The 20,299-nt window shown below is 59.6% G+C and carries 16 protein-coding genes; 3 read left to right on the top strand and 13 right to left on the bottom strand.

The window, feature by feature from the left end:
- Positions 1 to 188: 188 nt before the first annotated feature.
- Complete coding sequence (locus tag EOK75_RS03820; RefSeq protein WP_205965475.1) at positions 189 to 1,538, bottom strand: sigma-54-dependent transcriptional regulator; 1,350 nt, start codon at positions 1,536 to 1,538, stop codon at positions 189 to 191.
- Positions 1,538 to 3,367 carry a sensor histidine kinase gene (locus tag EOK75_RS03815; protein ID WP_205965474.1) on the bottom strand — a complete coding sequence of 610 codons (1,830 nt, stop codon included), beginning with the start codon at positions 3,365 to 3,367 and terminating at the stop codon, positions 1,538 to 1,540. Before EOK75_RS03815 ends, EOK75_RS03820 begins: the two co-directional genes overlap by 1 nt.
- A 231-nt stretch (positions 3,368 to 3,598) precedes the next feature.
- On the opposite strand from EOK75_RS03815, the gene EOK75_RS03810 reads away from it, so the two are divergent.
- The gene (locus tag EOK75_RS03810) at positions 3,599 to 4,633 is read left to right on the top strand and encodes a DUF2235 domain-containing protein (protein ID WP_240794013.1); all 1,035 of its coding nucleotides are present in this window, start codon (positions 3,599 to 3,601) and stop codon (positions 4,631 to 4,633) included.
- Here the strand turns inward: EOK75_RS03810 and EOK75_RS03805 are convergent.
- The 3 genes from EOK75_RS03805 to gltX form a co-directional block, all read right to left on the bottom strand.
- A complete protein-coding gene (locus tag EOK75_RS03805) occupies positions 4,630 to 5,112 on the bottom strand; it encodes a PaaI family thioesterase (protein WP_240794012.1) in 483 nt (160 codons plus the stop codon). The genes EOK75_RS03810 and EOK75_RS03805 overlap by 4 nt on opposite strands.
- 114 nt (positions 5,113 to 5,226) lie before the next feature.
- Positions 5,227 to 6,522, bottom strand: a complete 1,296-nt coding sequence (locus EOK75_RS03800) for a citrate synthase (RefSeq protein ID WP_137192654.1) — start codon at positions 6,520 to 6,522, stop codon at positions 5,227 to 5,229.
- Positions 6,523 to 6,625: 103 nt separating this feature from the next.
- Entirely contained in the window at positions 6,626 to 8,029 is a 1,404-nt protein-coding gene (gltX, locus tag EOK75_RS03795; protein ID WP_420821917.1) for a glutamate--tRNA ligase, read from the bottom strand.
- 75 nt (positions 8,030 to 8,104) lie between these two features.
- On the opposite strand from gltX, the gene EOK75_RS03790 reads away from it, so the two are divergent.
- The gene (locus EOK75_RS03790) at positions 8,105 to 10,201 is read left to right on the top strand and encodes a ComEC/Rec2 family competence protein (RefSeq protein ID WP_240794011.1); all 2,097 of its coding nucleotides are present in this window, start codon (positions 8,105 to 8,107) and stop codon (positions 10,199 to 10,201) included.
- Here the strand turns inward: EOK75_RS03790 and lexA are convergent.
- The 6 genes from lexA to EOK75_RS03760 form a co-directional block, all read right to left on the bottom strand.
- The gene (gene lexA / locus EOK75_RS03785; RefSeq protein ID WP_137192652.1) at positions 10,195 to 10,881 is read right to left on the bottom strand and encodes a transcriptional repressor LexA; all 687 of its coding nucleotides are present in this window, start codon (positions 10,879 to 10,881) and stop codon (positions 10,195 to 10,197) included. The genes EOK75_RS03790 and lexA overlap by 7 nt on opposite strands.
- 69 nt (positions 10,882 to 10,950) lie before the next feature.
- A complete protein-coding gene (locus tag EOK75_RS03780) occupies positions 10,951 to 12,129 on the bottom strand; it encodes a molybdopterin molybdotransferase MoeA (protein ID WP_137192651.1) in 1,179 nt (392 codons plus the stop codon).
- Positions 12,126 to 12,605: a cyclic pyranopterin monophosphate synthase MoaC gene (gene moaC / locus EOK75_RS03775; protein ID WP_137192650.1), complete on the bottom strand. Its 480-nt coding sequence runs from the start codon at positions 12,603 to 12,605 to the stop codon at positions 12,126 to 12,128. The genes EOK75_RS03780 and moaC overlap by 4 nt, the downstream gene beginning before the upstream one ends.
- Positions 12,605 to 13,417 (bottom strand): indole-3-glycerol phosphate synthase TrpC, encoded by an 813-nt coding sequence (trpC, locus tag EOK75_RS03770; protein WP_137192649.1) that lies wholly within the window; start codon positions 13,415 to 13,417, stop codon positions 12,605 to 12,607. Before trpC ends, moaC begins: the two co-directional genes overlap by 1 nt.
- A 19-nt stretch (positions 13,418 to 13,436) precedes the next feature.
- The gene (gene trpD, locus EOK75_RS03765) at positions 13,437 to 14,456 is read right to left on the bottom strand and encodes an anthranilate phosphoribosyltransferase (RefSeq protein ID WP_137192648.1); all 1,020 of its coding nucleotides are present in this window, start codon (positions 14,454 to 14,456) and stop codon (positions 13,437 to 13,439) included.
- Entirely contained in the window at positions 14,453 to 15,034 is a 582-nt protein-coding gene (locus tag EOK75_RS03760; protein WP_137194268.1) for an anthranilate synthase component II, read from the bottom strand. Before EOK75_RS03760 ends, trpD begins: the two co-directional genes overlap by 4 nt.
- A gap of 519 nt (positions 15,035 to 15,553) precedes the next feature.
- Between EOK75_RS03760 and EOK75_RS03755 the strand changes: the two genes are divergently transcribed.
- The gene (locus EOK75_RS03755; protein ID WP_137192647.1) at positions 15,554 to 16,861 is read left to right on the top strand and encodes a divergent polysaccharide deacetylase family protein; all 1,308 of its coding nucleotides are present in this window, start codon (positions 15,554 to 15,556) and stop codon (positions 16,859 to 16,861) included.
- 40 nt (positions 16,862 to 16,901) lie between these two features.
- Here the strand turns inward: EOK75_RS03755 and trpE are convergent, their stop codons facing one another.
- Together trpE and EOK75_RS03745 are read right to left on the bottom strand one after the other, a co-directional pair.
- Positions 16,902 to 18,410: an anthranilate synthase component I gene (trpE, locus tag EOK75_RS03750; protein ID WP_137192646.1), complete on the bottom strand. Its 1,509-nt coding sequence runs from the start codon at positions 18,408 to 18,410 to the stop codon at positions 16,902 to 16,904.
- A gap of 9 nt (positions 18,411 to 18,419) precedes the next feature.
- The gene (locus tag EOK75_RS03745) at positions 18,420 to 20,282 is read right to left on the bottom strand and encodes a SurA N-terminal domain-containing protein (protein ID WP_137192645.1); all 1,863 of its coding nucleotides are present in this window, start codon (positions 20,280 to 20,282) and stop codon (positions 18,420 to 18,422) included.
- Positions 20,283 to 20,299: the final 17 nt, after the last annotated feature.

Genomic DNA, 20,299 nt, shown 5'->3' with positions numbered 1-20,299 from the left:
AGCGACAATCGCGGCTGATGAACAGCCGTTGATAAACGCATGGATTATTAGGGCAGAGGGCGGGGGACCGGTTCAACCACTCTCGTATAATTGTTGGGCGAAATATGATGGCTTTGGTAAGATTTGTGTGAAAATCGTAACATCCTCGGGCTGGAGTGTGTGGAGATCCGCCCGTTTTGGCGCAGGCCCTAGCCCTCGGCGGGGGGGCTGGCCGCGAATTGTGTTTTGTCGATTCCGTATTTCTGCATTTTTTCCCATAGGGTTTTGCGCGAAAGCCCCAGCGTTTCATAGACGGGGCGCAGATGGCCGTGATGTGCGGTAAGGGCGGCCTCTATCTCTCGCCGTTCAAAATCTGCGACCTTATCGGAGAGTTTCTCGGCGCTGCGGGCCTGTGTATCGCCGTGATCAAAGCCAAGGCCAAGGGCGAAACGATCCGCGAGGTTGCGCAGTTCGCGCACATTTCCCGGCCAAGCCCGAGAGGCTAGGGCGGAGATGAAGGCAGGCGGCACGGTGGGGGGCTCGACACGGTGGCGGGCCGCGGCCTCGGTCAGCAGACGCAGGAACAGCAGGGGGATATCCTCTCGGCGCTCCTCCAGTGAGGGGATGCGCAGGGTGACAACATTGAGCCGGTAAAGCAAATCCGCCCGAAAACGACCTGCCGCCACCTCTGCCTCCAGTGCCACGCGGCTGGTGGTCATGAAGCGTACGTCCAATGCGTAATCCTCGTTAGAGCCGAGGCGCGTGATCACCCGGCCCTCAATCGCGCGCAGCAGTTTGCCTTGCACAGCCATCGGCATGGAGGCGATGTCATCCAGCACAATCGTGCCGCCGCGCGCATGCTCAAAGCGGCCATAACGCGGGCGCATCGCACCGGGAAAGGCACCTGCCTCATGGCCGAAAAGCTCGCTTTCGATCAGATCCGCGGGCAGGCTGGCGCAATCAATGGTCACAAACGGGCGTTGCGCGCGGGGCGACAGGTCATGCAACGCGCGTGCTGCCACCTCCTTGCCCGAGCCGGTCTCCCCAACGATCAGCACATCGGTTTCCGATGGACCCAGCGTGCGCACGCGGCGGCGCAGATCGATCATCGCATTGGCACGCCCGACCAGCCGCGTCTCCAGATCGTCAATCTGCCCTGCAACGGCGCGCAGCGTACGGTTTTCAAGGACAAGCCTGCGGACATCCAGCGCCCGGCTGATGATCTTTATTAACTGCTCTATTGCAAAGGGCTTTTGCACGAAATCATGTGCCCCCTCATGCATGGCGCGCACCGCCAGTTGCACATCGCCGTGGCCGGTCATCAAGATCACCGGAATATCGCGGTCAATGGCATGGATGCGGTTCATCAGGCTAAGCCCGTCAATCCCCGGCATGCGAATATCGGTCAACACAATGCCGGGAAAGCCGTAGCTGACAAGTTCCGGTACGCGGTCGGCAAGCGCGAAATCGCGGGTGTCAAAGCCTGCCAAATCCAGCGCCTGCACAACCGAGGCGCGCAGATCAGGCTCATCATCAACAATGAACACCCGCCCCCACATCAGGCAGCCCCTCCGGTTTCACTGGCGCGTAGCTCGATCACAAACACTGCCCCCCCTCCTTCGGCAGGCTCTACCCGCAGGATGCCGCCAAAGTCCTTGATAATATTGTAGCTGATGGACAGGCCCAGACCCAGACCTTTCCCCACGCCTTTGGTGGAAAAGAACGGGTCGAATATACGCTCGGTCAGGCCGGGGGGGACGCCGTCACCATGGTCGCGGATGTGCAGATATACGCCGGTACCGACGCTTTGCGCCGAGATATGGATACGGCGGTCCTGTGCAGTTTCCGCCGCATCGGCGGCATTGGTCAAAAGGTTGACAAGCACCTGTTGCAACCTGACCGGTCCGGCCACTACCAGCGGCAAGTTGTCGGGAAGGGAGACCTCCAGCGTCACCTCTGCACTGCGCAAGCGCAATTGCGCGATTTCACTGGCGGCCTCAACCGCCTCCGCGACCGAGACATGCCCCAGCTTTTGCCCCGGCGCGCGCGCAAAGCTGTGCAAACGTCTGGAGATCGAGGTCATCCTGTCAATCAGCGACAGGATCCGGTCCAGATTGCCGCGCGCCTCGTCATGGCGGCCGCGTTCGATCAAGACGTTGGCATTATCGGCATAGGTGCGTGCGGCCCCCAGCGGCTGGTTGAACTCATGACTTAACGCCGCCGACATTTGCCCCAAGGCGGCAAGCTTGGCTGCCTGTACCAGATCGGCCTGCGCTTGGCGCAGGTTCTTTTCGGCCAAACGCCGCTCGTTCACCTCGGCTCCGAGCTGCTCATTGACGGTGGCAAGTTCGCTCGTGCGTTCCTTCACGCGGGCCTCTAGCTGATTACGGGCGGTTTGTTGCAGGGTAATGCGTTCTTGCAAGCGGGCGCGGTGCTGCAAAACCGCGGCCAATGCCGTCATACCAAGCCCGAGCGTCAGCATCATCATCACCGCGACCAGCAGCGCCTGCCGCTTGGCCGGGGCGGCGTCCAGCATCACGCGAATGGTCCAATCCGCCTCGGTCATATAGTGGATCAGCGCAAGATAGCTGTGCCCGTCCTGAACCGTCAAAAGGGTTTGCCCCGCCACCTCTTGTCGCGCCTTCAACGGGAAACCCGAAAGCGGCACCGCCCCGTAGCGGCGGCTTTTTATAAGCGCCAGTTGTTCGGCACGGGTCAGCTGCGCTAAGGCCGTATAACGCCATTCATCGCGCGACGAGAAAAAGATGATCCCGTCTGCATCTGTCACGATCAGCGCATCATCCGATCCGATCCAGTCCTGCTCTACCGAGTCGAGGTCGATCTTGATCACCAACACCCCGGCAACCGCACCTTCCGCTATGACCGGCGCGCCAAAATAATACCCGCGTTTGCCCGAGGTGGTCCCAAGCGCGAAATACCGGCCCAAACCGCCCTTGATGGCTTCGGTGAAATAGGGGCGAAACCCGAAATCCCCGCCGACAAAAGAGATCTCACTGTCAAAGTTGGAGGCGGCACGGGTCACGCCGCTTGCATCCATGAAATAGATGTCAGAGGCTCCTAGAAGCTGCTGTGTGGATTTGAGGTAGGCATTGGTTCGCGCCACAACGCCAGCATCCTTTGGCGATTGTGCAATGGATTTGATCAATGCGTGTTCGGCAAGAAACTGTGGCAGATGTTCAAACCGTTCCATCTTGCCGCGCAGCGATGTCGTCGCAAGCTGCAGCGTGTTGTCCCCCCGCCGTGCGGTTTCTTGCAAGGCACCGCGCAGCGCAAGGCTATAGGCGAAATATCCCGCCGCAAGAATGACAAGTGCGGCCAAGGTGATAAATCCAAGCAGGGAGGGCCGTCTTGAGAAAGGTGATGTCACGTCGCCCGGCCTTTCTGCTTGGTGTATCAACAGGCACGAACGGAACCAAAGCCGCCTGTTGTCCCAATGTATTATCCCGACCGGGGGCAGAAATTCCAGCAGATGTTGTTTATGGTGAGATATCCTTTACCTGTTGGGGTTTAGGGTTAACGTAACAATGGTATCAAAAGGAAGGGTTCTATCCTGTCACTGCTTACGCGTATTCAGTCGTGGTTTCGTCACGTCCGGCCGGTGGTTTCACAGGCACAGGGGGCGCAGGCAGTGCCGGGGCGGGTGGATCACATTATCATTCTGGATGGCACGCTGTCGTCCTTGGATGCCGGATATGAGACTAATGCAGGATTGCTGTTCAAGCTTCTGGCTGAAAAGGGCCTCGGTGCCGACCGTAGGCTGTATTATGAGCCGGGCGTGCAATGGGTGGAATGGGGGCATCTTGCCGATGTCGCGCGGGGGCGCGGGATCAACCGGCAGATCCGGCGCGCTTATGGGGTTTTGGCAAGCCATTACCGGCCGGGGGATCGCGTCTATCTGCTTGGCTATTCGCGCGGGGCCTATGCGGTGCGGTCTTTGGCGGGGGCGATCGATCAGGTTGGTTTGCTCAAACCTGAACATGCCACCCAGCGCAACGTAAGACAGGCCTACCGTCACTATCAGCTTGATCCCGGCAGCCCTGCCGCCAAGGCCTTTGCCCGCCAGTTCTGCCATGAGGCGGTGCCGATTGAAATGGTAGGCGTTTGGGATACGGTCAAGGCACTGGGCGTTCGCCTGCCATTCCTATGGATGCTGACCGAGCATGAGCATGCCTTCCACAACCATGCGCTTGGTCATTCCATCAAACACGGGTTTCAGGCGCTTGCACTGCATGAAACTCGTGTGGTGTTTACCCCAGTGTTATGGACGTGCCCGCCCAATTGGTCCGGCAATATCGAGCAGATGTGGTTTCGGGGCAGCCATGCCGATATAGGCGGCCAGATCGGCAGCTTTCCGGCTGCGCGCCCATTGTCGAATATTCCGCTGGTCTGGATGCTTGAACGGATGGAGGCTTGTGGCATTGCGCTGCCCGAAGGCTGGAAGAACCGCTATCCTTGTGATGCGGCCGCGCCCTCGGTTGGCACTTGGCGTGGTTTCGGGGCGCTGTTTTTATTGCGAAGGCGGCGGGTCGTCGGGGCCGATCCGTCAGAGAGTATTCACCCGACAGCACTGTCGCAGCAATCGCGCTGGGGTTGGCGGCCCAAGATCGTGCGCGGGCATTTGCGCCAGCCCTAGCGATCAAGAATGATGCAGGTGGTGGTGCCGCTGGCATAAAGCTTGCCATCCTCGGCGCCCTTGACCGTCGCATGGGCGGTTGCGGTGCTGCGCCCTGAATGATCCAGAATACCCTCGGCAATCACCTCCATTCCAAGCGGCAGTGCCCTTGTGATATTTACCTTGTATTCCAATGTCGTATACCATTTTCCCTTTGGCACGGATGTCATCACCGCACAGCCAAAAGCACTGTCGAGCAAGGTCCCATACCAGCCGCCATGCACGGCACCGACGGGGTTGGTGTGCTCAAACGCTGGAGTGGCACGGAAGGTGACGCGGCCGGGGGCAACGCTTGCCAGTTGGGCATTCATCAAAGTCGCAATCGCGGCATGGGGAAGGCGGCCCTCAAGCGTGGCTTGCAAAAACTCCAGCCCCGACATTGAAAAAAGTGTCTCGCGGCTGGGAATGTCGGCAAGCGATTTCGGGGTGAAGAGGGTCACGGCATCTGTCCTGCTATTGCGCCGACCAAATATTGGGTTTGGCGGTCGAAATCTCGGGGGTGAGGGGGCTCGCAGCAAGGAAACGGCGGCCTCAGGGGGCCGCCGTTAAATGTCTTAGCGATCGTTGACTTGCTTGTAGTCGCGATAGGATTCGCCGACATAAAGCTGGCGCGGACGGCCGATTTTCTGCTCTTCATCGGCAATCATTTCCCGCCACTGCGCGATCCAACCAACAGTGCGCGACAGCGCAAAGATCGGCGTGAACATCGCGGTCGGGAAGCCCATCGCATCAAGAATGATGCCGGAATAGAAGTCGACGTTCGGATAGAGTTTTTTGGAGATAAAGTAGTCATCCTCCAGCGCGATCCGTTCCAACTCTTTGGCAACTTGCAAGGTCGGGTTGTTGTGGATGCCCATCAACTCCAACACTTCGTCGGCGCTTTCCTTCATCACGGTCGCACGCGGGTCAAAGTTTTTATAGACGCGGTGACCAAAGCCCATCAGGCGGAAAGGATCATCCTTGTCCTTGGCGCGGGCGATAAATTCAGGAATACGGTCAACCGTGCCGATCTCGCGGAGCATTTCCAGACAAGCTTGGTTCGCACCACCATGTGCCGGCCCCCAAAGACAGGCAATCCCGGCCGCGATACAGGCAAAGGGGTTGGCCCCCGAAGAGCCTGCCAGACGGACGGTGCTTGTCGATGCGTTCTGCTCATGGTCGGCATGCAGCATCATGATCCGGTCCATAGCTTTGGAGAGGATCGGGTCCACAGCATAATCCTCGGCCGGAACGGCAAAGCACATGTGCAGGAAGTTGCTGGAGTAATCCAAGGAATTCTTGGGGAATACAAAAGGTTGCCCGATTGAATACTTATACGCCATCGCCGCGATCGTGGGCAATTTTGCGATCATGCGGATGGCTGCAACCTCACGCTGCCACGGGTCGTTGATATCAAGGCTATCATGATAGAATGCCGACATCGCGCCGACAACGCCAACCATTGTTGCCATCGGGTGGCTGTCACGGCGGAACCCGCGGAAGAAGTTGTTCATCTGCTCATGAACCATGGTGTGTCTGGTGACACGGCCCTCAAAGTCTTCCATCTGCGCCTTGTCGGGCAATTCGCCAAACAGCAACAGATAGCAGACCTCAAGGAAATGCGAATCCTTCGCCAGCTGTTCAATCGGATAGCCGCGATACAGCAGCTCCCCTTTGTCGCCATCAATATAGGTGATCGCGCTTTTACAAGCTGCGGTGGACGTGAAGCCCGGGTCATAGGTGAAGACATCCGCCTGACCATAAAGTTTTGCGATATCAACCACATCCGGCCCGAGGGTGGGCGAATACATTGGAAGATCAAAGGTTTTCTCGCCAATCTTTAGCTGTGCCGTACCTGTCTTTTCCGCCATATTTATCCCTCTTTTTTCGGTTGAGGTGGGACAGAATCTATCCCGACCTTTGCTATATAGTCTTTTGGGGGCGCATTTCCCGGAGCGGAACCGACAAGCCTGATCAGGCAGCGTCTTCCAGTCGGGCAATGGTTTCCTCGCGGCCCAATACCAACATCATGTCGTAAACGCTGGGGGTTGCGGTGCGGCCAGCCAGCGCGGCGCGCAACGGTGCTGCCAATTTTCCAAAACCTATACCATGTTCAGCGGCGGCTTCGGTTAAAATTGGCTCCAGTGTTTCTTTGGACCAGCTACCATTTTGCAATCGCGGCGTCAATGTTCTCAGTATACCACGGGATACTGCATCAAGGTTCTTTGCGGCGACCTCATTCGGCTGAACCGGGCGAGAATTCAGGGCAAACTCAGCCTTTTCAATAAGATCGGGAAACTTCTTTGCACGATCTTTAAGGCAGTACATTGCACGAGACAGCCTGTTGCGTTGGGTTTCTGACAACGGGGGAAGCTTTGCGGCCTCAAGATAACCCTCCAGCTCATGCAGCAGCGCAGCATCCTCACTGGCGGCGATATGCTGTCCACATAGGTTTTCAAGCTTCTTGAAGTCGAGGCGTGCGGGCGCGCGACCGATTCCCTCAAGGTTGAACCATTCTTTTGCCTGTTCGGTGGTAAAAAACTCGTCATCCCCATGTGCCCAGCCCAGACGGGTCAGGTAATTGCGCATCCCCGCCGCCGGATAGCCCATCGCCTGATATTCCTCGACCCCGGTCGCGCCGTGGCGTTTCGACAACTTCTTGCCATCGGGGCCAAAAATCAGCGGAATATGCGCCCAGACCGGGATCTCCCAGCCCATCGCCTCATAGACCATGGTTTGCCGTGCGGCGTTGTTGAGGTGGTCATCGCCGCGGATCACATGGGTGATGCCCATATCATGATCGTCGACAACCACGGCCAGCATATAGGTCGGCGTCCCGTCAGAGCGCAGGACAATCATATCGTCCAGAAGGTCGTTGCGGAAGGTCACACGCCCTTGCACGGCATCCTCGATCACGGTTTCGCCGGTTTGCGGTGCCTTCATGCGGATCACATAGGGCGCATCGGGATGGGTTGCCGGGTCTGCATCGCGCCAAGGGCTGCGGTAAAGGGTGGAGCGTTTCTCCGCGCTTGCCGCCTGCCGGAAGGCCTCGATTTCTTCTTGTGTGGCAAAACACTTATAGGCAGCACCCAGTGCCAGCATTTCATGGGCAACCGCGGCGTGCCGGTCTTTTTGCTCGAACTGGCTAACCGCTTCGCCATCCCAATCGAGGCCGAGCCATGTCATCCCGCGCAGAATCGCTGCTGTCGCTTCGGGGGTGGAGCGTTCGCGGTCGGTATCCTCAATGCGCAACAGGAACTTGCCGCCATGGCCGCGCGCAAAAAGCCAGTTAAAAAGCGCTGTCCGTGCCGTTCCGATATGCATATAGCCGGTGGGCGAGGGGGCGATACGGGTGACAACGGGACGTTCAGCAGACATTGGCATTAACCTTTCAGAAACCATAATCGATATAGGCTTGTCCAACGTTTAGGCAATCGCGGAGGTAGAGACAAGGTGGACAGGCTGCGCGCGCTGGTCCTTATGCCGGTCATGGCGCTCGCGCATGCGCGTGGCGTATTGTTCGTTTGGGTGCCGGTTTTCATCGGCGTCGGCGTCGGCATTTGGTTTGCGTTGCCGCAAGAGCCGGTTTTATGGCATTACGCCTGCCTTGTGGCGGCGGTTTTGCTGGGGGCTTTGTGCCACCGTCGTGGGCCAGAGCTGGCGCAACCTTTTGTTATCGTGATAATCTGTGTCATCTTGGGGATGTTGGCCGCAGGCGCGCGGGCGCATCTGGTCAAGGCCCCTGTCCTTGGGTTTCGCTATTATGGCGCGGTGGAGGGGCGGATTGTCTCTATTGACCGCTCTCAATCGGATATGCTGCGATTAACCTTGGACCGTGTCGTGCTGGAGCGAACCCCGCCAAGCCGCACGCCGGAACGGGTGCGGGTCTCATTGCACGGGCTGCAAGGCTTTGTCGCGTTGGAGCCGGGGCAGACCGTGATCGCCACCGCGCATCTTTCGGCCCCCGAGGGGCCGGTGGAGCCGGGTGCATTTGATTTTCGACGCATGGCCTATTTTGATCGGCTGGGCGCTGTTGGCTATACCCGCGTACCGGTTTTGCTGTTGGAGCCGCCTGCGCCCGGCGCGCAATGGATTAACCGTTTTCGCGCCAAATTGCGCGCGGGCGTTGAGGCCGAGTTGCCCGGCGATCCCGGCGCTTTTGCCGCCGCTTTGGTGACGGGGGACCGCGCTGGAATGAGCCGGCAGGCGCAAGAAAACCTGCGTTCGGCCAATCTTTCGCATTTGCTGGCCATTTCGGGGCTGCATATGGCGCTGCTGACGGGATTTATTTTTGCCACGCTGCGCTATGGGTTGGCCTTGGTGCCTCCCTTGGCGCTGCGTGTGCAATCCAAGAAGGTCGCGGCTGGCTTGGCACTTTTGGCGGGGGCTGCTTATCTTGCGCTTTCGGGCGGGAATGTCGCGACAGAGCGGGCCTTTGTTATGGTGGCCGTTATGTTGGGCGCGGCGCTGTTTGACCGGCGCGCGCTCTCGATGCGGTCAGTGGCGCTTGCGGCCTGTGTGTTGCTGTTGGCGCAGCCAGAAACATTGTTGGAGCCGGGGTTCCAGATGTCATTCGCGGCGACGGTTGCGCTGATTGCGGGCTATTCGGCGCTGCGCGGGCAGGGGCGGCATTTGCCGTTTTGGGTGGCTCCCTTGGCCACGGTGGTCTTTACCTCGCTTTTGGCCGGACTTGCGACTGCGCCGGTCGCGGCGGCGCATTTCAACCGCGTCGCGGGCTATGGGCTTGCTGCGAATGTGCTGGCCGTGCCGGTGATGGGCTTTGCGGTGATGCCCGCCGCTGTGCTTGCCGGCATTTTGGCGCCTCTTGGGCTGGAAGGGCCTGCGCTTTGGATTATGGGTAAGGGGACGGCCTGGATTTTGTCCGTGGCCGAAATGGTTGCAGGCTGGGATGGAGCCGTGCGGGCCGTGCCAAGCCCGTCTTGGCAAGTTTTGCCGATCATGGCCTTTGGTGCGCTTTGGCTGGTGCTTTGGCGCGGGCGGACGCGGTTTCTGGGCGTGGTCCCAATGGCTTTGGCTTTTGCCGTTTGGTCGCAAAGCGAACGGCCGCCGCTGCTGATAAGCGCCGATGGCGGGTTGGTTGGCCTGAACGCTGCGGGGGGACGTGTGCTTTCTGCGCCCAAAGGAGCAGGGTTTACGGCGCGGCAATGGTTGGAAAATGATGGCGACCTTGTGGAGCAGGAACAGGCCGCGATGCGCGAGGGGTTTGATGGCGAGCCAAGGCTGCGGCGGTTTTCCTTTGGCGGCTGGCGCATGGCACAGATCAAAGGCAAAGGCGCGGAAACACGGGTGGAAGAGGCCTGTCTGGTTGCGGATCTTGTTATCGTTGCCCGTAAAGTGACGGCTTCCATACCGCAAGACTGCCAAGTTATAGATGCGACAAAGCTGCGCGCAACAGGCCCGCTGGCACTTTGGGCGCAGCCCGATGGCGGCCTGCGCGCGGTGCCAACCAAGACACAAAGCCGTCTATGGACGGGCTTCAAGCGGGCCGAGCAGTTTAAGATTTACATGCCGCCCCATACAGATCAGTAGCTGCGGATCAACCCGACCAGCCGACCTTGCACTTTGACCTGATGATCGGGCAGAACACGGGTTTCATAGGCAGGATTGGCAGCCTCCAATGCAATCATGGACCCGCGACGGCGGAACCGTTTGAGCGTGGCCTCTGCATCATCCACCAGTGCCACGACGATATCGCCATTTTCGGCAGTGGTCTGTTCTTGGATCACAACGATATCGCCATCATTGATGCCTGCCTCAATCATTGAATCGCCTTTTACTTCCAAGGCGTAATGCTGTCCCTTGCCCGAAACCATGGAGCCTGGAACGGCAACATGATGCGAGATCTCTTGAATAGCCTCAATAGGCACACCGGCAGCGATCCGGCCCATAACGGGCAGCTCGATCGCATGGATGGTATCGACATTCATCGCCCCTTTAGGTTGCTCGGGGCGGTCGCCCTCGATCACGCGGGGGGAGAAGCCGGGCCGTTCCATCGCTTCAGGCAGCTTGACGATTTCAATTGCGCGGGCACGGTGGGCAAGACGGCGGATGAAACCGCGTTCCTCCAGTGCCGTGATCAGACGATGAATTCCGGACTTGGACCGTAAGTCAAGCGCCACCTTCATTTCGTCGAAAGAGGGGGGAACCCCTTCGGCTTCCATACGTATCCGAATGAAATCCAACAGTTCCAATTGCTTGCGCGTTAACATATGCCATCCTTGTGCGAAAGGTTCCTTTCCCGTTCTGCCCATGTTCTTGCTTTGTGTCAAGCGTTTTGCTTAGATCGCGAGGTATTCGACCATTTCGCCAATCGCGCGCGGGCCATCCCCGATGGGGCGCAGCAAAAGGGCGTTCGCGGCGGATAATACCGTCAACAGCGCGGAATCCTGATTGTCCAAGCTGCGGATCTCAGGGCCTTGCGGGCCGTGCTGCACCTCTGCCCGCATATAATGGGCACGGTTGCCGTTGGCGTCCAAGGGCGCAGTTAATCTGGCGTGTTGCAAAATCGGTGTGGGTGCGGGCATGCCTTGCATCGCGCGGATCATAGGCATCATGAACAAATGCCCGCAAACCACTGAAGATATCGGATTACCCGGAAGGCCGAGCATTGGGGTGCCGTTGAGCATTCCGGCCATAAGCGGCTTGCCCGGACGCATCGCGATTTTGTAAAACGCGCGCTTCATCCCCAGATCGGCGGCGACCTTGCCAACCAGATCGTGATCTCCGACTGACGCACCGCCAATGGTCACGATCAGATCGGCGTCTTGGGCTAGGGCGAACACAGCGTGAAGGCTGGCCTCGGTATCGCGGGCGATTGGCAGCATGCGGGTGATCGCACCGGCATGCTGCGCCATCGCCGCCAAGGCAAAGCTGTTGGAGGCGATGATCTGATCGGGGCGGGGCGTCTCTCCGGGCATCACCAGCTCATCTCCGGTGGCGATGATGGCGACGACGGGGCGGCGCGTCACGCAGACCGCGGCCACATTCATTGAGGCCAGAAGCGCCAGATCGGTGGCGCGCAGCAGACGGGCAGACAGGCTGTCACCCGCTTTGAAATCAGCGCCTTGGGGGCGGATGTTGCGGCCGGTGCCAAGGTCGGAACCCAAGGTGATGCGGTCGCCGTCACGTGTTACATTTTCCTGGATCACCACTTGATCGGCACCCGCAGGAACCGGCGCGCCAGTGAAGATGCGCAGCGCTTGGCCGTTCGTCAGCGTGCCTGCCCATGCATGGCCGGCGCTGGCCTCCCCCACCACATCAAATTGCGCAGCGGGGAGGGCGGGGCCGCGAATGGCATAGCCGTCCATCGCGGATGCGGCAAAGGGCGGCTGATCGCGGCGCGCGGTGGCGGGCTGAACCATGTAGCGCCCCGCCGCTTGGGCCAATGGCAGGGTTTCAGCCTCCAGCGGCCGCACCAGACCCAGCGACAGGGCCAGCGCCTCATCAACCGAGATCACTTTGCAGCCTCATAGCGGCCGGATTTGCCGCCCTCTTTCAGGATCAGCTTGGTAGAGGTGATTTCCATGGCCTTATCAACAGCTTTCACCATGTCATAGACGGTAAGTGCGGCAATGGATGCGGCCGTAAGGGCCTCCATCTCTACGCCCGTTTGGCCGCCGGTTTTTACGGTGGCCTCAATGATGATGCCGGGCAAATCGGGGTCGGGCGTAAGATCGATCGTAACCTTGGTCAGCGGCAGCGGATGACACAGCGGGATCAGATCGGATGTCTTTTTCGCCGCCATAATCCCGGCCAGACGCGCCACACCCAAGACATCGCCTTTGGAGGCGCGGCCATCGGTGATCATCGCATAGGTTTCCGGTGCCATCTTGATCGCGCTGCGGGCGATTGCGATGCGCGATGTCACGGGTTTTTCGGAAACATCGACCATATGGGCGTGGCCAGAGGCATCGAAATGCGAAAGCCCGGACATTACATCCTCCCCGGTGCCGTGTAGGGGTGGGCCAAGAGCGCGCGGGTCGCGGCCTCCACGTCATCCTGACGCATCAGGCTTTCACCGATCAAGAAGCAGCGCGCGCCAAAGCGGGCGACGTCGGCAAGATCCGCGGGGGTGTAAAGGCCGGATTCAGAGATGATCATCCGGTCCACAGGCACCCGCCGGGCAAGGTCCCGCGTGGTTTGCAGATCAAGGTCAAAGCTGTGCAGATTGCGGTTGTTGATGCCGAAAAGTTTGGATTTCAACAGTTCTGCGCGTTCCAGCTCTGCGGCGTCATGCACCTCGATCAAGGCATCCATGCCCAGCTCAAAGGCGGCGGCTTCCAGCTCTTGTGCCTGTGCATCCGACACCGAGGCCATGATGATCAAAATGCAATCGGCCGAAAGCGCGCGCGCCTCCACGACCTGATAGGGATCATACATGAAATCCTTGCGCAGACAGGGCAGCTTGGTCGCGTCATGGGCGGCGGTCAAAAAGGCATCGGCCCCTTGGAAAGAGGGCGTATCGGTCAGGACCGAAAGGCAGGTGGCACCGCCCGCCTCATAGGCGCAGGCAAGGGCCTCGGGGTCAAAATCCTCGCGGATCAACCCTTTGGAGGGACTGGCCTTTTTAATCTCGGCGATCAAACCATAACCGTTCTGGGAGGCCGCCATCAGCGCCTTCATAAAGCCGCGGGGGGCGGGGGCGGCATTGGCGCGGGCTTGGACCTCGGCAAGGGGAAGGGCGGCTTTGCGCGTGGCAACCTCCTCCAGCTTGTAGGTTTTGATCCGTTCTAAAATCGTGCTCATATCAGGGGCGTCTTTCGGTTCAAGGGACGGCAGAGGTGATGCGGGCAATGGCTTTCAGCCGCGCGAGGGCGGCCCCGCTGTCGATGCTTTCGCGGGCCATTTCAACCCCTGCTTTAAGGTCGGTCGCCTTGCCCGCCACGACCAATGCCGCCGCAGAGTTGAGCACGACCGCATCGCGGTAGGCGCCGGTTTCGCCGTTCAACAACGCCAAAAGTGCCTTGGCATTTTGCGCAGGGCTTCCGCCCATAATCGCTTCAAACGGATGGGTGGGCAGGCCAGCATCTTCGGCATGAACCACGAATTCTGTGATGCCACCGTCTTTCAGCGCTGCCACGTGTGAAGGTTCTGCGATGGACAGCTCATCCGTGCCGTCGCCGCCATGCACCAACCAAGCAGAGGTAGAGCCAAGCGATTGCAACACCTCGGCCATTGGCCGCAACAGCCCGGCATCATAGGCACCTGTCAGCTGCATTTTCACACCGGCAGGGTTGGTCAGCGGGCCGAGGATGTTGAACAGCGTGCGTGTCCCCAGCTCTAACCGTACAGGGGCCACATGGCGGGTGGCGGGGTGGTGCATCGGGGCCATCATAAAGCCGATACCTGCCTCCGAAAGGCAGGTTTCAACGACATCCGGGCCGACCATCACGTTCAGGCCCAGTTCTGTCATCGCATCGGCGGCGCCGGATTTTGACGAAAGGTTCCGGTTGCCGTGTTTCGCGACTACAACGCCCGCGCCCGCCACAACAAAGGCCGTCGCGGTAGAGATATTCAGCGTGCCTTTGCCATCCCCGCCGGTGCCAACAATATCCATCGCCCCCGCAGGGGCCGTCACCGGATTGCACTTGGCGCGCATCACAAAAGCGGCGGCGGCGATCTCATCGACGGTTTCGCCGCGTGTGCGCAGGGCCATCAGAAAGCCGCCCATCTGCGCGGGTGTAGCATCGCCCTCAAACAGGGCGGTAAAGGCGGTTTCGGCCTCGGCCCGGGTTAAGGGGCGGTCACAGGCGGCGTTGATCAGGGGTTTGAGGCGTTCACTCATGCGGGGACCTTCGCCTGTTCCAGAAAATTGCGCAACAATTGGTGGCCATGTTCCGACGCGATGCTTTCAGGGTGGAATTGTACGCCCTCGATGGGCAGGGTTTTATGGCGCAGGCCCATGATGGTCCCGTCCTCAAGCCATGCTGTTACATCCAGACAATCGGGCAGGCTGTCACGGTCCACGATCAGCGAATGATAGCGTGTGGCGTTAAAGGGGCTTGGCAGGCCTGCAAAGACGCCCGCATCATTGTGATGCATCGCCCCCATCTTACCATGCACAATATCATGGCAGCGCACGACCTTGCCGCCGAATGCCTCACCAATGGTTTGATGGCCAAGACAGACGCCCAAGAGGGGAATACCCGCCTTTGCTGCGGCATGGGTGATTGGCAAACAAATCCCGGCCTGCGCAGGTGCCTTTGGCCCGGGCGATAGCACTATCATTTCCGGGCCAAGGTCCAGTGCTGCCTGCACATCCATCGCATCATTGCGCACAACTTTTACATCGGCACCCAATTCGCCCAGATAATGCACCAGGTTATAGGTGAAGCTGTCATAATTATCGATCAGTAGCAGCATAGCAGTCACAACCGTTTCTTTTGGTGTGCTTCTGGCTTTTGTATCGGGGTGATACCGGCACAAATATCCGGTTTCTCCGGTATATCCCTGCAAGCCAGCCCAAATGACCGAAGCTCTATGGCCTCTTATCGCCGATCCGGCGAGCGGTGTAAACTGTGGGAAAGGCCACCCCATTAACCGCGATTCGCCAAGTGCCAACGGCTGTCAGGTGCAGGTATTGCCCGTCTGTCCGTTTCTTACGGGCCCGTGGGGTAGCATATGCGGAAATGTCTATTTTAAATGGATGAGCGGGGCTTGCAATTGCTTTGACCTATTGAGCCGCTGTTGACCTTTTTTGCGCATGTCAGGGGTGTGCGTTGCTGCGGAGAACTAATTTTCCGGCCTATTGATCTGCGTGTCGGTTTGGGGGTGAACCTGCCACCATCTCGCGGTATAGGTGGCCAAAGCGCATAGTTACGAAAAGGGAAACGTTCTCTTTGCGGATTTGGGCGTTGTGTTGCGAAGGCAGGAGGAAGACGGGTGAGCCGTGGTTTTTTCATAGGGGCTGGTTGCGGTGTCGTGGTTGCGGGGCTTGGCCTTGTCGCGGTATCGCAGTTCACGGATTTTCTGCCTGCGCCGCAGGATACAGAACAGATGCTGACGATTGAGGCGGATGCACCGAAACCCGCCGTGGTATTGCCCGTGGTCCCTGAAGCCCCTGCACAAGAGGTTGCAGGTAGCGATGTTACACCAGTGCCGACCCCAAACCCCATCGCACCAGAGGTGGAAAGCAACGCCCCGTCCTTGCCCGATGCGCAGGTGGGGATGGATGCGCCATCAGCGCCGACCGTCGACGGCGCGGCCCCAAATGTGGCAGCAGACGCGGCAACCTTGGCCCAAAGCCGCACGGATGACGCGGCTCCAACATCGGATGTCCCCCCTGAACCTGTAGCGGAGGCGACGAATTCCGCTGTCGCGGCAGAGCCAATGCAACCGGCCGAGCCGGAAATGGTGCCAACATCGCAAGAGGCCGCAGCCCCTACGCCGGTGGTGCGCCCCTCGACGGGGTTTGGTGGTGATGTTGCAGGTGTGAAAATAGGGCGCTTGCCCACCGTCGGGGATGATGATCAGGTCGCTGCGGTTCCCGAGATCACCGCCGCTGAGGTGAATGCGCTACCAGCTGTGGAGCGTTTTGCGGCCAGTTTCGAAAACCCTTCCCAAAAGCCGCTGTTTTCCATCTTGCTGCGTGATACCGGCGGGGCCGACGTTGACCGTGAGGCATTGGCCGCACTGCCTTTCCCCGTTTCCTTTGTGATCGATCCAACTTTGCCGGATGCCGCAAGTGCCGCACAGATTTACCGTGCCAATGGCAAAGAAGTGCTGATGCTTGGCGCAGGGATCCCAGAGGGGGCGACAGCCTCTGATCTGGCGGTCAGCATGGAGACGACGACGGCGGCATTGCCCGAGGCGGTTGGCATCGTCGATCTGGAACAAGGCGGCTTTCAAGGGGATCGCATCCTTGCCACCCAAGTGCTTGCATTGGTGCGTGACCATGGGCTTGGCGTGATTTCTTGGGACAGGGGGCTGAATGCCGCCAGCCAGATTGCACAGCGTGAGGGGATGCGCAGCGCTGTTATCTTCCGCAGCCTTGATGGCGAGAACGAGGGCGCGCCGAAAATTCGTCGTTACCTTGACCGTGCGGCTTTTAAGGCCGCCCAAGACGGGCGTGTGGTTGTTGCTGGTAAAACGCGGCCCGAAACCATTGCCGCCCTTTTGGAATGGGCCGAAGAGGGGCGGGCCTCCATGGTCACCATCGCGCCGTCTTCGGCTGTTATGATGGCGCGCTAGGGCGAAGGGGGCAAAGGCCCCCTTTTTTCAAGCAAGAAGGTTAGCGGTTACCGCCCGAGAATAGGCCTGCATCCTCAGCCGCTTTGCGCAAGGCGTTGGATTTATTGACGGTTTCCTCATATTCGGATTGCGGGTCGCTGTCATAGACAACGCCGCCACCGGCCTGAATATAAAGCTGCTCATCCTTCAGCACAGCCGTGCGCAGCGCGATACAGAAATCCATCTCGCCGTTGGCTGCGAAATAGCCGACCCCGCCGCCGTAAACGCCGCGCTTTTCAGGCTCCAGCTCGTCAATGATCTCCATCGCGCGAACTTTGGGCGCGCCGGAAACCGTACCAGCAGGCAGACCGGCAAGCAGCGCCGATAGTGCATCCTCACCCTCGGCGATCTGGCCCACCACGTTTGAGACGATGTGCATGACATGGCTGTAGCGTTCGATGATGAATTCCTCGGTCGGGCGCACCGTGCCGATTTTGGCCACGCGCCCCACATCGTTGCGGCCAAGGTCCAGCAGCATCAGATGCTCTGCCAGCTCCTTTTGGTCACTCAGCAGATCGACCTCATTGGCGCGGTCTTCCTCGGGGGTTTGGCCGCGTTTGCGGGTGCCTGCGATGGGGCGGACTGTCACCTCACCGTCGCGCAGGCGCACAAGGATTTCCGGGCTGGCACCGATCACCTGAAACCCGCCGAAGTTAAAGAAGAACATGAAGGGAGAGGGGTTGGTACGGCGCAAGGAACGATAGAGCGCGAAAGGCGGCGCCTCAAACCGCTGGGCCCAGCGTTGCGAGGGGACGACCTGAAAGATGTCACCGGCGCGGATGTAGTCCTTGGCTTTTTCAACGGCTTGCAGATAGCCCTCATGGGTGAAGTTGGAAACAGGTTCCCCGACAGTGGCGGCTTGGCCGAAATCGCGATCGGCATGGGGCGCGCGTTCCAGATCGCGCAGCGCATCCATCACCCGCTCGGCAGCTTGGGCATAGGCCGCGCGCGCCGAAAGACCGGAACTGGCCCATGCGGGGGCGACCACGGTCACCTCTCCCTTGACGCCGTCCAGCACCGCCACGACCGAGGGGCGCATAAGCACCGCATCGGGCAAGCCAAGCGGGTCGGGGTTCACATTCGGCAAATGTTCCACCAGCCGGATCATGTCATAGCCGAGATAGCCGAAAAGCCCGGCGGCGATGGCCGGAAGGTCATTGGGCATATCAATCGCGCTTTCCGCGATCAGGGCGCGCAGGCTGTCCAATGGCGGGGTCGGATCGGCCTGAAATGCGTCGGGGTCAAAGCGGGCTTCGCGGTTTATCTCAACCGCCTCGCCACGACAGCGCCAGATCAAATCGGGCTTCTGACCCACCACCGAATAGCGGCCCCTAATTTCGCCCCCCGTCACACTTTCCAGCATGAAGGTATCGCTGCGCGCCTCACCGAGCTTGAGCATCAGCGACACAGGCGTATCAAGATCGGCCGCGATACGGGCCGAGACGACCTGATTGCGCCCCTCGGCCCAGCCCTTTTCAAATTCGGCGAAATCAGGTGTCAGATTTGTCATGCGCAGACCTTATTGGAAGCGGGCGTGAACGGCATTGATCACCGCATTGTCCAGCGTGATGCCGGCATCTTGTGTCAGCGAATTGGTGAACAGCGTGAAGGCATCCTGGGCCACGGCTTGCTCTGCCTGTGCGGCAATCGCGGATTTAAGCGCCTCTGCATCCGCACCGCTTGTCGGGCCGGGGATGATGCTTTCAAGCTGGGCTACGGCGATGAAGCTGCCATCCTCGATGACGCTGGCTTCGCCTTCTTCCATTTTGAAAACGGTGCTGAGCAGGGAGGCGGGTGTATCCTCTAGCGCGGTGGAGCGGGTCAGATTGGGGATCACTTCGGTGATCCCGAATCCGCCCAAGGCCTCGCCCTGATCTACCTTGGCTTTGATGTCATTGGCCATCGCTGCCAGATCTTGCGCCGTTGTTTGCGCGGTCCAGCTTTCGATCACGGCCTCGCGGGCCTCTTCCAACGGAATCGGGGTTGGGGGGATGATTGCATCCAGACGCAGGGCGAAGACGCCGCCATCTTCAAGCTGCACGGCTTCGGGGAAGTCACCTTCGGCAGCTTCGGTTGCGGCGGTGCGGAAGGTCGGGTAGCCGGCCATCGCCTCGCTTGAGTGTTCGTTGAAATCAATCTGGCCCAAGGTCAAATCGGTTTCAGCGGCAAGGTCCTCGAGCGTGGCACCACTGGCCAGACGGTCGTCGATATCCTCGACCAGATCATCGATTGCGCGGCGGGCCGCATCGGCGGCAAGCTCGGCTGCCAGATCGGGGCGTGCCTCTTCAAAGGTGACGTTTTGCGCGGCAAGGGTGGCGTTCATGCGAAACAGCGCAGGACCAAGGTCGGAATTGAACGGGCCAACGACGCCTGGGGCCTCTAGCGCGAAAATTGCAGCGCCAGCCTCACCCAGTTCTTCCTCGGATTTATCGCCAAGATCGATGTCCGAAAGGGTCACACCGCGCTGTTCGACCAATGTCTCGAATGGGGTGCCTTCATCCAATGCGGCTTTGGCGGTCTGAGCGGCCTCTTCGTTTGGGAACACCAGCCGTTCGACAAGGCGGCGTTCGGGCTGCACGAATTCTACGATACGGTCGTCATAAAGTTTTTGCAGTATGGCATCATCCAGCGGCATCTGGTCTGCGATGTCTTCGGGCAAAAGGGCGGCATAGGTGATGCGGCGCGCCTCCGGCTTGGTGAATTCGGCGATATTGGCGTCGTAATGCGCTTTGATTTCCTCGTCCGTCGGTGCAGCGGGCGCCGCTGCCAGATCGGCAGAGGTCAGGCGCAGCAGCTTGAGTTCACGACGTTCCGAGATTTGGGCGTAAAGCGTGTCGGTCAGCACGGCAGGCGCTGCAAAGCCACCCATGACTGCCCCTTGCAGCAAGGCGCGGGCCAGATCTTCGCGCATCTTGGTTTCATATTGCGCCTCGGTCAGGCCAACATTTTGCAAGGTGAAACGGTAGGTGTCACGGTCGAAGGTCCCCGAGGGGCCACGAAACACACTGGCGTTGGTGATCTCTTGCACGATGCGTTCGTCGCCAACCGAAAGGCCGATGCGTGCGGTTTCATTATCCAGGGCCGCAGCATTCACAAGCTGCTGGCGGACCTGCTGGTCGATGCCAAAGCTTTGGGCCTGCTGCAAAGTGATGCGGGTGCCGAATTGGGCCGACAGCGCGTTCACCTCTTGTTGTAGGCCACGTTCATAATCGCCGATGCTGATGTCCCGATCCCCGACCTTGCCGATCGCGTTGATGTCGCCACCAAAGTTGGTGATGCCAAAGCCGCCCAAGCCGAGGACAAGCATGCCCATCAGGATCCAGACAACAACGCTGGTGCCTTTGCCTTTTTTGCGGGGGGTATCGTCGGTCGGGTTTGCCATGGGTCTGCCTCGTGAAA

The sequence above is a fragment of the Pseudorhodobacter turbinis genome, from assembly GCF_005234135.1.
Lineage (GTDB): Bacteria > Pseudomonadota > Alphaproteobacteria > Rhodobacterales > Rhodobacteraceae > Pseudorhodobacter > Pseudorhodobacter turbinis.
The sequence above is the reverse complement of the archived record's forward strand: the minus strand, read 5'-3'. Positions and strand labels throughout refer to the sequence as shown.